Annotated in this window: 12 protein-coding genes and 1 other annotated feature; of the genes, 11 read left to right on the top strand and 1 reads right to left on the bottom strand. The window is 43.3% G+C overall.

The features are described 5' to 3' along the window. Nucleotides 1-10 precede the first annotated feature (10 nt). Nucleotides 11-772, top strand: coding sequence for a tRNA threonylcarbamoyladenosine dehydratase (locus ACFOZY_RS11445; protein WP_378155530.1), 762 nt, complete (start codon nucleotides 11-13; stop codon nucleotides 770-772). Nucleotides 773-823: 51 nt separating this feature from the next. Here the strand turns inward: ACFOZY_RS11445 and ACFOZY_RS11450 are convergent, their stop codons facing one another. After that, entirely contained in the window at nucleotides 824-2,080 is a 1,257-nt protein-coding gene (locus ACFOZY_RS11450; RefSeq protein ID WP_378156136.1) for a replication-associated recombination protein A, read from the bottom strand. A gap of 277 nt (nucleotides 2,081-2,357) precedes the next feature. Between ACFOZY_RS11450 and cymR the strand changes: the two genes are divergently transcribed. The 10 genes from cymR to mltG all read left to right on the top strand — a co-directional run bounded on the left by cymR (nucleotide 2,358) and on the right by mltG (nucleotide 13,430). Then, on the top strand, nucleotides 2,358-2,774 hold the full coding sequence (cymR, locus tag ACFOZY_RS11455; RefSeq protein ID WP_378155533.1) for a cysteine metabolism transcriptional regulator CymR: 417 nt from the start codon (nucleotides 2,358-2,360) through the stop codon (nucleotides 2,772-2,774). 38 nt (nucleotides 2,775-2,812) lie between these two features. After that, on the top strand, nucleotides 2,813-3,955 hold the full coding sequence (locus ACFOZY_RS11460; RefSeq protein ID WP_378155535.1) for a cysteine desulfurase family protein: 1,143 nt from the start codon (nucleotides 2,813-2,815) through the stop codon (nucleotides 3,953-3,955). 22 nt (nucleotides 3,956-3,977) lie between these two features. Further along, nucleotides 3,978-5,099 (top strand): tRNA 2-thiouridine(34) synthase MnmA, encoded by a 1,122-nt coding sequence (gene mnmA / locus ACFOZY_RS11465; protein ID WP_378155537.1) that lies wholly within the window; start codon nucleotides 3,978-3,980, stop codon nucleotides 5,097-5,099. A gap of 12 nt (nucleotides 5,100-5,111) precedes the next feature. After that, nucleotides 5,112-5,765: a tetratricopeptide repeat protein gene (locus tag ACFOZY_RS11470; RefSeq protein WP_378155539.1), complete on the top strand. Its 654-nt coding sequence runs from the start codon at nucleotides 5,112-5,114 to the stop codon at nucleotides 5,763-5,765. Nucleotides 5,766-5,789: 24 nt separating this feature from the next. After that, complete coding sequence (gene recD2 / locus ACFOZY_RS11475) at nucleotides 5,790-8,198, top strand: SF1B family DNA helicase RecD2 (RefSeq protein WP_378155541.1); 2,409 nt, start codon at nucleotides 5,790-5,792, stop codon at nucleotides 8,196-8,198. Between the two features lie 38 nt (nucleotides 8,199-8,236). Further along, nucleotides 8,237-8,445 (top strand) — a binding site (T-box leader). A gap of 59 nt (nucleotides 8,446-8,504) precedes the next feature. Then, nucleotides 8,505-11,138: an alanine--tRNA ligase gene (alaS, locus tag ACFOZY_RS11480; RefSeq protein WP_378155543.1), complete on the top strand. Its 2,634-nt coding sequence runs from the start codon at nucleotides 8,505-8,507 to the stop codon at nucleotides 11,136-11,138. Between the two features lie 79 nt (nucleotides 11,139-11,217). Then, nucleotides 11,218-11,484, top strand: a complete 267-nt coding sequence (locus ACFOZY_RS11485) for an IreB family regulatory phosphoprotein (RefSeq protein WP_378156138.1) — start codon at nucleotides 11,218-11,220, stop codon at nucleotides 11,482-11,484. A 2-nt stretch (nucleotides 11,485-11,486) separates the two neighbouring features. Next, entirely contained in the window at nucleotides 11,487-11,912 is a 426-nt protein-coding gene (gene ruvX, locus ACFOZY_RS11490; RefSeq protein WP_378155545.1) for a Holliday junction resolvase RuvX, read from the top strand. 6 nt (nucleotides 11,913-11,918) lie between these two features. Next, on the top strand, nucleotides 11,919-12,215 hold the full coding sequence (locus ACFOZY_RS11495; RefSeq protein WP_378155547.1) for a DUF1292 domain-containing protein: 297 nt from the start codon (nucleotides 11,919-11,921) through the stop codon (nucleotides 12,213-12,215). A 93-nt stretch (nucleotides 12,216-12,308) separates the two neighbouring features. After that, on the top strand, nucleotides 12,309-13,430 hold the full coding sequence (mltG, locus tag ACFOZY_RS11500; RefSeq protein WP_378155549.1) for an endolytic transglycosylase MltG: 1,122 nt from the start codon (nucleotides 12,309-12,311) through the stop codon (nucleotides 13,428-13,430). The last annotated feature ends 58 nt before the right edge of the window (nucleotides 13,431-13,488 follow it).

Below are 13,488 nucleotides of genomic sequence, written 5' to 3' on the forward strand. Positions count from 1 at the left end.
ATGCTAACTTATGCTACACCAATTTTCTCGGAACGAACTTGCAATTGGAACAGAAGGAATTGAAAAACTTAAACAAACGACTGTAGCCATCTTAGGCGTTGGGGGAGTCGGTTCATTTGCAGCTGAAGCGTGTGCAAGAAGCGGAATCGGTACCATTATCTTAGTCGATAAGGACGATGTGGATATTACGAATATTAACCGCCAGTTAGTTGCGTATATGTCTACCATCGGTAAGTCAAAAGCCGAAATCATGAAAGAACGGATTGCCGATATCAATCCAAATTGTAAGGTTGTATCGCTACACATGTTCTATACGGATGAAACGGCTGAAGAATTTTTTAGTTATAAACCGGATTATGTCATTGATGCCTCTGATACAATCATCTACAAAATCCATCTCATGAAAGAGTGCCTGAAGCGGGAAGTAAAGATCATTTCTAGTATGGGTGCAGCCAATAAGACAGATCCTACGAGATTTATGATCGAAGATATTTCTAAGACTCATACTGATCCAATCGCAAGAGTGATCCGTACCAAGCTTCGCAAGGATGGAATCAGAAAAGGCATTCCTGTGATCTTTTCGGATGAAAGCCCGATTGTTGTAAGAGAGGAAGTCGTTGAAACGGTAGGAAAACCGGAAGCGAAAATCCGGAAGGCCCAAATGCCTCCATCCTCAAATGCCTTCGTCCCTTCGGTCGTCGGACTCATTGCAGCGAGCTATGTATACAATGACATTACGAGAGATATTAATGTGAACCGTGTAAAACACTAATTTAAACAAAAAGGAACGAAGGGCTCATCGGAAAACAGAACCCTTCGTTCCTTATTTCTTTTTCATCGTTTTTAGTTTTTCATAGATTGCGCCCATCCGCTTTTCTTCTCCAGCGTTGACTGGCTTATAAAAAGTAGTGTGTTTTATATGATCAGGCAAGTATTGCTGATCGACCCATCCCCCAAATGTACCAAGCGGTTGATCGTGCGGGTACAAATAGCCTTCATGACCGAGTGACTTGGCGCCGGCATAATGTGCATCCCGCAAATGGGATGGAATATCACCCGTTTTGCCGCTCCGTATAGTAGAAATCGCATTGTCCAATGCTTTATATGCAGAGTTTGACTTAGGAGATAAACACATTTCAACGACTGCACTCGCCAATGGAATTCTTGCCTCCGGCAAACCGAGTCGATCTGCAGCCTGTACAGCTTGGAGAACATGGCCGCCGACAGCTGGGTTGGCTAGACCGATATCCTCATAAGCCATGACAAGGAGCCTCCTTGAGACTGCAGTTAAATCACCAACTTCCAGTAAGTGAGCCATATAGTAAAGAGCGGCGTCAACATCGCTTCCGCGAACCGATTTTTGCAGTGCAGATAAGAGATTATAAAAGTGCGAACCTTTTTTATCCCCATACACGCCGATCCTGTCCACCAAGTTATCGATGACGGAATCATCCACTATCGTTGCCCCGTCCTCCTCATCAGAGGCGTAAACGATCGATTCCAAAAGTGTCAACGCCTTCCGGGCATCTCCGTTTGCTCCACCGGCAATTTTATTGGTCTGTTCCTCAGTTATCATTATCTTCTGCTTTCCCAGTCCACGTTGTTCATCTTCAATTGCTCTCTTCAGCAATTTGTGAACGTCCTGTTGGGAAAGTCTTTTCAGTTGCTTGATTTCACCACAACGTGAACGAATCGCCGGATTCACATCATGGAATGGGTTTTCGGTTGTAGCACCAATTAGGATAATCGATCCGTTTTCAACATGCGGGAGGAGGGCATCCTGTTGCAGTTTGTTGAATCGGTGGATCTCGTCTAAAAATAATATGACTTTTCCAGTCATTCTGGATTCCGCTACTACTTCTTCAATGTCTTTCTTACCTGCGACTGTTGCATTCAATGGGATGAACGGCAAGTTCACTGTACCCGCGATGGCATGAGCAAGGGAAGTTTTCCCAACTCCGGGTTCTCCGTATAGCAGCATGGAAGGGACATGTCCATTTTTAATCATTTTATATAATGCAGTATGTGGTCCAATAACATCTTCTTGGCCTGCGATTTCGTCAATTGTTTTTGGTCGCATTCTGAAAGCTAAAGGTTCGTTTGACAATTTCCTTCCCTCCTAAAAACGTACATTCGTTCTCTTATTATACCTTGAAATGAAAAAGATTTGTTGAACAGCAAGCAAATGGTTTGAATCATTGGATGTTATTTAGTTTAATTATTTCTATTGTTCATTCAACCTTAGCCTATGTCCAAAGGCTTTTCGTAATTGATAGGGTTAATTATATCCGAGTAGATTAGGTGGAAATATGCTATACTATCATGAAGTATTGCTGAATAGTTTTGAGGTGTAAGGATTGAAAATTTCAACGAAGGGCCGTTATGGTCTGACGATTATGATTGAACTTGCTAAGAATTATGGTGAACGTCCACTGCCATTACGAAAAATTGCAGAAGAGCATAAGTTATCGGAACCTTATTTAGAACAGCTCATCTCTCCTTTGCGTAATTCCGGATTAGTCAGAAGTGTCCGCGGTGCAAATGGTGGCTATCTTTTGTCAAAGCCTCCATATGAGATTTCGGCTGCCGAAGTCATACGAGTATTGGAAGGTCCGCTTCAGATTGTCGAAGCTCTCGAGGACGAGGCACCGGCACAAAGGGAGCTGTGGAAACGGATCCGTGATGCAATCCGTGATGTGCTTGACCGGACGACAATTGAAGATTTGGCAAAATATGATGAACCTTCCGACGAAGGTTATATGTTCTATATATAATTTCTACATAGCTTATTAGATAAGGGAGTCTTGCAACAATGAACAGAATTTATTTGGACCATGCAGCCACTTCACCAGTACATCCAAAGTCTGCCGAAAAACTGGCGGAAGTGTTGACAACTGTATATGGGAATCCTTCCAGCATCCACGGAACCGGCAGGGAAGCACGGAAGCTGTTAGACGAATCTCGTGAGGTCCTTGCAAAAAGCATCGGTGCGGATGTCAATGACATCATCCTGACAAGCGGTGGTACAGAAGCGGACAATTTAGCCATTTTCGGTACAGCCTATGGTCGAAAAGATGAAGGAAAGCATATCATTACATCAGAAATTGAGCATCATGCTGTTCTGAATTCTTGCAAGAAGCTTGAAAAAGAAGGGTACGAGGTGACCTATTTACCAGTAGATCAAGCTGGAAAGGTTTCCATCGATGACTTTAAGGCTGCACTGAGACCCGATACCATTTTAGTTACCATTATGTATGGAAACAACGAAATCGGCACCATCCAGCCGATTAATGAAATCGGTGACCTTTTGGCTGACCATCCCGCAACTTTCCATACAGACGCCGTTCAGGCATACGGCATCGTTCCATTGGATGTAAAAAAACTGAATGTGGACTTGTTGAGTGTATCCTCCCATAAGGTGAATGGTCCGAAGGGGATCGGCTTCTTATTCCAAAAACCGAAAACCCTTCTTTACACACAATTGATCGGTGGTGAGCAAGAAAGAAAGCGCAGGGCTGGTACAGAAAACGTTCCCGCTGCTGCGGCGTTCGCCGAAGCCGTTAAAATTGCACAAGATTCATTGGAAGAAAAGCGAGAACGTTATGAGAGGTTCCGCAAAATCTTCATCGATGTGCTTGATGAATCGGGAATCGATTATCATGTCAATGGCGGCGTGCAACCGTATTTGCCCCATATTTTAAATATCAGTTTTAAAGGAACCGATGTAGAGTCATTTCTTGTCAATTTAGATTTGGAAGGGGTTTCTGCTTCAAGCGGTTCTGCATGCACTGCTGGTTCGATCGATCCGTCCCATGTACTAATCGCGATGTACGGAAAAGAGGCACGTGAACTGCGTGACTCGATCCGTTTCAGCTTCGGTTATGGTCTAACAGAAGAGGATGTACGTAAATCAGCAGAATCCACAGTGAAAATCGTCAAAAGACTTGTGAAATAACTAGATGAAAGAGTGAAGATAAATGAGTACAAATCAAGACAATTCCAAGACACGTGTAGTCGTTGGAATGTCAGGCGGTGTCGATTCATCAGTAGCCGCCTACTTACTGAAACAACAAGGATATGACGTCATCGGCATATTCATGAAAAACTGGGATGACACTGATGAGTTCGGAGTGTGTACGGCGACTGAAGACTATGAGGACGTCATTCGAGTTTGCAATCAAATCGGAATCCCTTACTATGCAGTGAATTTTGAAAAGCAATACTGGGACAAAGTATTCACTTATTTTCTTGACGAATACAAAGCTGGTAGAACTCCGAACCCGGATGTGATGTGCAACAAAGAAATCAAATTCAAAGCGTTCCTTGAGCATGCCTTAAGTCTTGGAGCAGATTATTTAGCAACAGGGCACTACGCTCAAGTTGATGTCCGTGACGGAGAAACTGTCATGCTTCGCGGAAAAGACAACAACAAAGACCAAACTTACTTTTTGAATCAACTTTCACAGGAACAGCTGTCGAAGGTGATGTTCCCAATCGGTCATTTAGAAAAGAAACGAGTGCGTGAAATCGCTTTGGAAGCAGGACTTGCTACTGCTACTAAAAAAGATTCGACCGGCATCTGCTTCATAGGGGAACGGGATTTCAAGCAATTCTTAAGCCAGTATTTGCCGGCGCAACCGGGTGAAATGGTGACCATGGACGGAGTGAAAATGGGCCGTCATGAGGGATTGATGTACTATACAATCGGCCAACGCCATGGTTTAGGAATTGGTGGAGCTGGGGACCCGTGGTTTGTTGTCGGCAAGGATCTGAAAAACAATATCCTCTATGTTGGCCAGAACTTCTACAATGATCTCCTATTTTCAGATAGCTTGGTTGCTGTCAATGTTGGCTTTACATCAAATAAGCCAAAGCCGCAAAATTTCAGCTGTACGGCAAAATTCAGATACCGTCAACCTGATGTGAAAGTAGATGTGGAGTTGTTGCCGGATGGAAAGGCTCACGTCACGTTTGCAGAACCGGTTAGAGCGATTACACCTGGTCAAGCTGTCGTATTCTATGATGGTGAAGAATGTCTCGGCGGGGGAACGATTGATGAAGTTATTAAAAATGGGATAAGACTGGACTACGTCGGGTAAGGGGTGCGTTGAATGAATTTTAATGAAGAAGGTATCCAATCGATTAAAGAACAGGAATTTGAGAAGGCTGCAGCTTCGTTCACGAAAGCGATCGAGAGTGACCCGTCTAATCCACTCGGCTACATCAATTTCGGGAATCTACTCGCTTCTATGAATGACGCAGAACGGGCAGAGCGTTTTTATCAAAAAGCGTTAACGTTGGATGAACAAGCGGCAACTGCCTATTATGGACTTGCTAATTTGTATTTCAACGCTGAACGGTATGAAGAAGCTGCAAAACTATATGATACGTCAATCCGGAACGGTATGTCTGATGCGGATGCTTTCTACATGTTGGGCAGAAGCTTTGAGAAGATGAGCAAACCAAAACTTTCCTTGCCTTATTATCTGCGTGCGGTAGAATTGAATCCGGATGATCATCAGATTAAATTGAGTTATGCGATCAATTTAGCGACATTGGAATTGTTTAAAGAAGCGGAACCGGTACTTGTGGAAATTATCGACAATGACCCTGCAAATGCTGACGCCCATTATAATTTAGGTGTTCTTTATGCTGTTTCTACAAGTCGTAAAGAAGACGCAGTCGACCATTTGAAAAAGGCTTTTACCATTCAACCTGAACATGAACAAGCACGAACCATTTATAATATGATTGTGATGAAATAACTCCGGAAAAGGAAGGCGACAGGTATGACCAACCAATACAACCTATTTGATGAAGAACCACTATTCATAATAGGACGGCCTGTCGTCACGATTTTTCATAACCCCCAAAACTTATTCTCCATTGTAAAACTGAAAATCCAACAATCGAACACAACCTATTCAGAAAAGGAAATCATCGTAACAGGTTATTTCCCCACCCTTATACCGGATGACCAATATAAATTCACCGGTACCATTAAACAACATCCAAAGTACGGCACACAATTCCAAGCTGATTCCTTTGCAAAAGAGGTGCCTGAGACGGAAGCTGGGATTGTCCATTATTTATCGAGTGACCTGTTCCCGGGAATCGGAAGAAAAACAGCAGAAACCATCGTTAAAAAGTTAGGGACGAATGCCATCCGGATGATTTTAGATGATCCATTTGCCCTCGATTCAATACGTATGCCGGAGGATAAGAAGGAAACACTTCGGTCAGTATTGGAGCAGAATTTAGGACTTGAACGTATTATGATCCAATTGAATGAATGGGGTTTCGGGCCTCAGCTTGGTATGAGAATTTATCAAACATACCGTGAAGAAACGATTGATATTTTAACAAAAAATCCATACCGCCTCATTGAAGAAGTGGAGGGAATCGGTTTCCAACGAGCAGATGAACTAGGCAGCAAATTAGGACTGACCGGCAAACATCCCGACCGTATCAAAGCGGCAGTCTTCCATATCTTAAATGCAGCTGCATTGTCGGAAGGCCATGTATACCAAGAGGCTGAATCGATACTGCCGATGGTGAAACAGATGTTAGAAACAAGTCAACCTGACGAAATACCTTTCGACTCCATTTCGCAGGCAATACTCGAAATGGAAGAGGAAGGAAAAGTCTCAGGAGAAGGAAAAAGAGTGTACTTACCATCCCTCTATTTCTCTGAAGTCGGAATCGCTTCTAAAATTGAAAAATTAGTGAAAATGAAGGATGAAATTCACCAGTTTCCAACCTCCGAAATTCGGAAGGCTCTTGGAGAGGCTGAGGACCGGCTTGAGGTTTCCTATGCTGAAACACAAATTAAAGCGATTGAGTTGGCACTTAACTCGTCCGTTATGATTCTTACAGGCGGACCCGGTACCGGAAAAACAACTGTTGTCCGAGGACTTGTGGAGATCTATGCAGAATTGCATGGTCTTTCACTTGATCCGAAGGAATATGCACAGAAAAAAGAACCGTTCCCGATTGTACTCGCGGCCCCTACTGGAAGGGCGGCTAAGCGGCTAAGCGAATCCACGGATTTACCCGCCATGACCATCCATCGTCTTTTAGGGTTCACCGGGCAGGAAAAAGAAGAGGAGACGGAGCGGGAGGTTGAAGGACGGCTTGTCATCATCGATGAGATGTCAATGGTGGATACATGGTTGGCCCATCAACTGCTGAAGTCTCTGCCAGATGATGTACAACTGATCTTTGTTGGAGACCAAGACCAGCTTCCCCCGGTCGGCCCTGGGCAAGTGTTGAAGGATCTTCTTCATTCCGGTAAGATTCCGATGGTGGAGTTAACTGATATTTATAGGCAAAGTGCCGGTTCTACCATTATTGAATTAGCCCACCAAATTAAAAAAGGGCAATTGCCGAATGATATCGTCAAGAAAACTTCGGACCGGTCATTCATAAAAGCGGGGGCGGAACAGATCCCGCAGGTTGTGGAGCTGGTTTTAAAAAGTGCCCTTTCGAAAGGGCAGTCCATTAAAGATATACAAGTATTGGCACCGATGTATAAAGGACCTGCTGGTATTGATGCGTTAAATAAAATGATTCAAGAGATGGTCAACCCGAATGATGGAAAGAGGAAAGAGATTGTATTTGGGGAAACTATTTATCGGATCGGGGATAAGGTACTTCAGCTAGTCAACCAACCAGAAAGTAATGTTTTTAATGGAGATATGGGTGAAGTGATCAGTATTTTTAAGGCAAATGAAACAGTCGAAAAACAGGAGACGCTGGTTGTTTCGTTTGATGGAATTGAAGTTACGTATCAAAGGCAGGATCTAAATCAAATAACACTTGCATACTGCTGTTCGATCCATAAATCGCAAGGAAGTGAATTTCCGACAGTGATTATGCCGGTTGTTCGGGGATATCGTAAAATGTTACGGCGGAATCTTCTGTATACAGGGATCACCCGAAGCAAGAACTTCCTCATTCTTTGCGGAGAACCTGAAGTATTCAAATATGGGATTGAACGGAATGACGATCAGAAACGTTTGACCAGCCTTTCCGAAAGGTTAAGTTTAGAAGAACTCCCTGTAGTTGAAGCTGAAGGGGAAAAACCGACAGAAGTTCAGGAAGATCTTTCACTGACAACAGAAAATTTTAAATCCATTCATCCTTTAATCGGAATGTCGGGAATTTCGCCTTATGATTTTTTAGAGGACGTGAATTGACAAGGTCAATTTTCTTGCATATAATTCGTACTATCATAAGAAATACGTTGATGGAGAAAGTAAGACGGCGTTAACCGTAAAGAGAGAAGTCCCTTGGCTGGAAGGACTTCCGGAGAGTCTGTTCTGAAAGCTACTCCTGAGTGCAGCTAATCCCTGCCGTTCGCCGCGTTAAGGCGTTTCGAGTGGCAATAGTCAACTATTGCAACTAGGGTGGTACCGCGAAGCATATAAATCCTTCGTCCCTTTTATGGGATGAGGGATTTTTTTATTTGCCTTAACCACAATAATCTTAAGGAGGAACCAAAAATGAGCATGCTAACAGCAGCGCAGATCAGAAAAATGTATATCGATTTCTTTAAAGAAAAGGGGCATGATGTTGAACCAAGCGCACCATTAGTACCTATCAACGATCCGTCTTTGTTGTGGATCAATAGTGGTGTTGCAACACTCAAGAAGTATTTTGACGGACGTGTAATTCCTGACAATCCGCGTATCGTCAATTCCCAAAAAGCAATCCGAACTAACGATATCGAGAACGTCGGAAAGACAGCTCGACACCATACGTTCTTTGAAATGTTAGGGAACTTTTCCATCGGGGATTACTTCAAGAAAGAATCCATCCATTGGGCTTGGGAATTTTTAACCGACAAGAAATGGATCGGATTTGATCCAGACAAACTGTCCGTGACGATTCATCCTGAAGATGAGGAAGCATATCACATTTGGCGGGATGAAATCGGTATTCCGGAAGAACGTATCATTCGTCTTGAAGGGAATTTTTGGGATATAGGGGAAGGTCCAAGTGGGCCGAACTCCGAAATCTTCTATGATCGCGGAGAGGCGTATGGAAATGATCCGGAAGATCCGGAAATGTATGCAGGTGGAGAAAACGAGCGTTATTTAGAAATCTGGAACTTGGTATTTTCCCAATTCAATCATAATCCGGACAATACGTATACGCCGCTGCCTAAGCAGAATATAGATACTGGCATGGGACTTGAGCGTATCACATCAGTTGTCCAGGACGTTCCAACAAACTTTGACACCGATCTCTTCATGCCGATTATCCGTGCAATCGAGTCTATTTCAGGCAAAGGCTACCGGAAAAATAATCAAGATGATGTAGCATTCAAAGTAATCGCAGACCATATCCGGACTGTTGCATTCGCTATAGGTGATGGAGCACTTCCATCTAACGAAGGACGTGGTTATGTACTTCGCCGCTTGCTGCGCCGTGCAGTCCGATATGCAAAACAATTAGGAATTGAAAAACCGTTCATGTATGAACTTGTCCCAGTTGTCGGTGAAATCATGGAAGATTACTATCCGGAAGTTTCAGCTAAAAAAGATTTCATCATGCGAGTCATTAAAACAGAGGAAGACCGTTTCCATGAAACCTTAAATGACGGATTAGCGATTCTAACGGATGTAATGGAACAGCAACGTAAGTCTGGCCAATCAGTCATTCCTGGCAAAGACGTATTCCGTTTGTACGATACTTACGGATTCCCGGTTGAACTGACAGAAGAGTATGCCGAGGAATCAGGCATGACAATTGACCATGAAGGCTTCGAGTCGGAAATGCAAGATCAGCGTGAGCGTGCAAGAGCTGCACGACAAAATGTCGATTCAATGCAAGTCCAATCCGAAGTATTGTCTAATTTGAAAGTACAGAGCAGCTTCGCTGGATATGAGACAAATGAAACCAACTCTACGGTACTTGCTATTTTGAAGGATGGACAACTGGCAGATTTGGCACATGAAGGCGATGAAGTGAAGGTCATCCTTGATGTAACACCATTCTACGCGGAAAGCGGAGGTCAAATTGCAGATGAAGGGTCGATTCAAAGCGATACCTTCCAAGCATTTGTAAAGGATGTACAAAAAGCGCCTAATGGACAAAACCTACACACCGTGGTAGTAACTTCAGGGGAAATGAAGGTTAACAGTCCAGCAGTTTCATTAGTCGACGAGAAGAGAAGAAGTTTGACAACAAAGAACCATACTGCAACCCATTTGCTGCATCAAGCACTAAAAGATACACTTGGCGGCCATGTAAACCAAGCCGGTTCTTATGTTGGTCCAGACCGTTTACGTTTTGACTTTACACATTTCGGACAAGTAACGAAAGAAGAATTAGAACAGATTGAGCGTCAGGTTAACGAAAAAATCTGGGAAGAGCTTCAGGTAGATATAGCTCATCGTGGACTGGAAGAAGCCAAACAAATGGGCGCAATGGCTTTATTCGGAGAAAAATACGGTGATGTTGTCCGTGTAGTTTCAATTGGCGACTATTCTCTTGAACTTTGTGGTGGTTTGCATGTTGGCAATACCTCGCAGATCGGACAATTCAAAATCGTATCTGAAGGCGGCATAGGAGCTGGTACACGGCGTATTGAAGCATTAACAGGTAAAGGTGCTTTCTTAGCTGCCAAGGATGAGGAAAAGATTCTTGAAGAAGCTGCTTCCTACCTGAAATCCAATCCAAAGGATATCGTTTCAAAAATTGTGTCGTTGCAAGCTGACATGAAATCTCTACAAAAGGATAATGAATCGTTATCCGCTAAAATGGCGAATAATGAAGCGGCTTCAATTATGTCCGCGGTACAGCAAGTGGGAGATGTGACTGTATTATCGGCAAAAGTTAATGCGAAGGATAACAATCAGCTTCGCCAAATGATGGATGACCTGAAGCAGAAAATCACTTCGGGTGTCATCGTATTAGGTGCAGCTGACGGTGAAAAGGTAATGCTTATTGCAGGAGTGACAAAGGATCTTAGCGGCGGAAAATATCATGCAGGGAACATCGTGAAATTTGTTGCAGAACAATGTGACGGGAAAGGCGGCGGCCGTCCGGATATGGCAATGGCCGGTGCAAAAAATCCTTTAAAACTTGAAGAAGCATTACATTCTGTGTATGATTATGTCAAATCCATTTAACTGACGGGTGCATTCAGTTATAATGAGTGGAGACGGGCAATGGCTAAGTTTGCCTGTAACAGGAAGCGGGGTGCTGATCATGAGCTCGTTCGACCAAACGATGAAATTTAACTTTCCGGAAGAATCGATGGAGAATGAGGTGAAGACGGTAATGCTTCACGTCCATCAGGCGCTTGAAGAAAAGGGATATAATCCTATCAATCAAATTGTCGGCTATCTTCTTTCCGGCGACCCGGCTTATATCCCTCGGCATCAGGATGCACGTAATATGATTCGCAAGCTGGAGAGAGATGAAATTCTTGAAGAGCTTGTGAAATACTACATCAAGAAAAATAACGAGGCTTGAGCATGAGAATAATGGGTCTTGATGTCGGTTCCAAGACGGTCGGAATCGCCATCAGTGACGCCTTGGGCTGGACAGCGCAAGGCTTGGAAACCGTCCGGATTGACGAAGAAAAAGAGGAATATGGCATTCATAGAATTACCGAGTTGGTGACACAATATGAAGTGTCTTCCTTTGTCGTCGGTTATCCGAAAAACATGAATAACACGGTCGGCCCAAGAGGCGAAGCCTCTGAACGCTATGCCGACCTGCTCCGTGAGACATTTTCCCTCCCGGTAACCTTATGGGATGAGCGGCTTACAACGATGGCGGCCGAGAGGATGCTGATTGAAGCGGATGTAAGCAGGAAAAAACGGAAATTAGTGATCGACAAGATGGCAGCAGTCATGATACTGCAAGGCTATCTTGATAGCAAAAATAATATGAGGTGAGAATGTATGGAACACGGTGGACATCAACACATTACAGTAGTAGACGATAACGGAAACGAACAGCTTTGCGAAGTGCTATTCACGTTTGAATCAGAAGACTTCGGAAAATCTTACGTACTTTACTATCCAATCGGAGCGGACGAGAACGAAGAGGAAGAAATCGAAATCCATGCTTCAGCTTTCATTCCAAGTGACGAAGGCGAAGATGGAGAATTGATGCCGATTGAAACAGACGAGGAATGGGCAATGATCGAAGAGATGCTAAATACATTCCTTGACGAAGAAGAGGAAGACGAAGAATAAAAAATAAGAAGAGAGGAGGCATTGCCTTCTCTCTTTTTCTTTTGTCGAACTTTCGTGTATAATGTGTGGGAATGAGTTAAAGGGGGAAACCCGATGGACAAAGAGACGAAAAAAGAGATTATGTTTAATAGGATGAAAGAGAAAAAACAAGAAGTTAAAGTTGTCCGCCGGATTGTATTGATTATCGTACTGATTTTGGTAATTGGCGGAGGCATTGCAGGGGTTTCCATTTATAATTATGTAGAGAAGGCTTTACAGCCGGTAGACCCTGAATCCGAAGAAACTGTAGATGTCGAAATACCGATCGGATCGAGTTTAGATACGATAGCGAGTGTCTTAGAGAACAATGGAATTATCAATGATGATCGAATTTTTAAATACTATGTCAAGTTTAATAATGAGACGAATTTCCAAGCCGGCTCCTATGCGTTGACTAAATCGATGACGCTCGATGAAATCATCCAGAGTTTAAAAACTGGAAAGGTTTACCGTGAACCGGTATTCAAAATGACTGTACCTGAAGGTTTGACATTGGACCAAATAGCGAATGTCATTGAAAAGAACACGGCGTACAGCGCTGACGAATTTATGGAATTAGTTACAGATGAAGCCTATATCGATGAATTAATGGTAAAATTCCCTGACATTTTAACAGAAGAGATTAAAGGGGAAAATATTAGATACGATTTGGAAGGCTATTTATTCCCAGCTACGTATGCATTCTATGAGGAAAAGCCGAGCTTAAAATCCATTGTTGAGGAAATGTTGACGGCTACTGCAAATAATGTTAACCCGTACACAGAAATCTTGGCAGAGGAAGGGAAATCGGTGCACTGGCTCTTGACTTTCGCCTCCCTGCTTGAAGAGGAAGCGACCCAATCAACAGATCGTCAAACGATAGCGAGCGTATTTTATAACCGTTTGGAGGAGGGCATGCCTCTTCAAACGGATCCAACTGTTCTTTATGCTTTAGGTGAACATAAGGATCGTGTGCTGTATGATGACCTTGAAGTTGATAATCCATATAATACGTATGTGATTACCGGCCTCCCTCCAGGTCCGATTGCCAACGCAGGAAAGTCTTCGATTGAAGCCGTCTTAGATCCGACCGATACGAATTATTTATTCTTCTTGGCAGATCATGAAGGCAATAACCATTTTGCCGAAACCTACGAAGAACATTTGAAAAACATTGCAGAACATCGAGGGGAATAACAAATTTTTGCACAAGAGTCCAGGAGAACTGGGCTCTTGTTTTTGATATGAATTCACT

The organism is Chungangia koreensis, assembly GCF_042651785.1.
In the GTDB taxonomy this organism is placed as follows: Bacteria; Bacillota; Bacilli; order Bacillales_A; family Planococcaceae; genus Chungangia; species Chungangia koreensis.

Excerpts from the sequence above, each read along its gene's own strand:
- ACFOZY_RS11445 (WP_378155530.1), top strand. The coding sequence starts at position 11 with ATGCTACACCAATTTTCTCGGAACGAACTTGCAATTGGAACAGAAGGA.
- ACFOZY_RS11450 (WP_378156136.1), bottom strand. The coding sequence starts at position 2,080 with ATGCGACCAAAAACAATTGACGAAATCGCAGGCCAAGAAGATGTTATT.
- ACFOZY_RS11460 (WP_378155535.1), top strand. The coding sequence starts at position 2,813 with ATGAACAGAATTTATTTGGACCATGCAGCCACTTCACCAGTACATCCA.
- mnmA (WP_378155537.1), top strand. The coding sequence starts at position 3,978 with ATGAGTACAAATCAAGACAATTCCAAGACACGTGTAGTCGTTGGAATG.
- ACFOZY_RS11470 (WP_378155539.1), top strand. The coding sequence starts at position 5,112 with ATGAATTTTAATGAAGAAGGTATCCAATCGATTAAAGAACAGGAATTT.
- recD2 (WP_378155541.1), top strand. The coding sequence starts at position 5,790 with ATGACCAACCAATACAACCTATTTGATGAAGAACCACTATTCATAATA.
- alaS (WP_378155543.1), top strand. The coding sequence starts at position 8,505 with ATGAGCATGCTAACAGCAGCGCAGATCAGAAAAATGTATATCGATTTC.
- ACFOZY_RS11485 (WP_378156138.1), top strand. The coding sequence starts at position 11,218 with ATGAGCTCGTTCGACCAAACGATGAAATTTAACTTTCCGGAAGAATCG.
- ruvX (WP_378155545.1), top strand. The coding sequence starts at position 11,487 with ATGAGAATAATGGGTCTTGATGTCGGTTCCAAGACGGTCGGAATCGCC.
- ACFOZY_RS11495 (WP_378155547.1), top strand. The coding sequence starts at position 11,919 with ATGGAACACGGTGGACATCAACACATTACAGTAGTAGACGATAACGGA.
- mltG (WP_378155549.1), top strand. The coding sequence starts at position 12,309 with ATGGACAAAGAGACGAAAAAAGAGATTATGTTTAATAGGATGAAAGAG.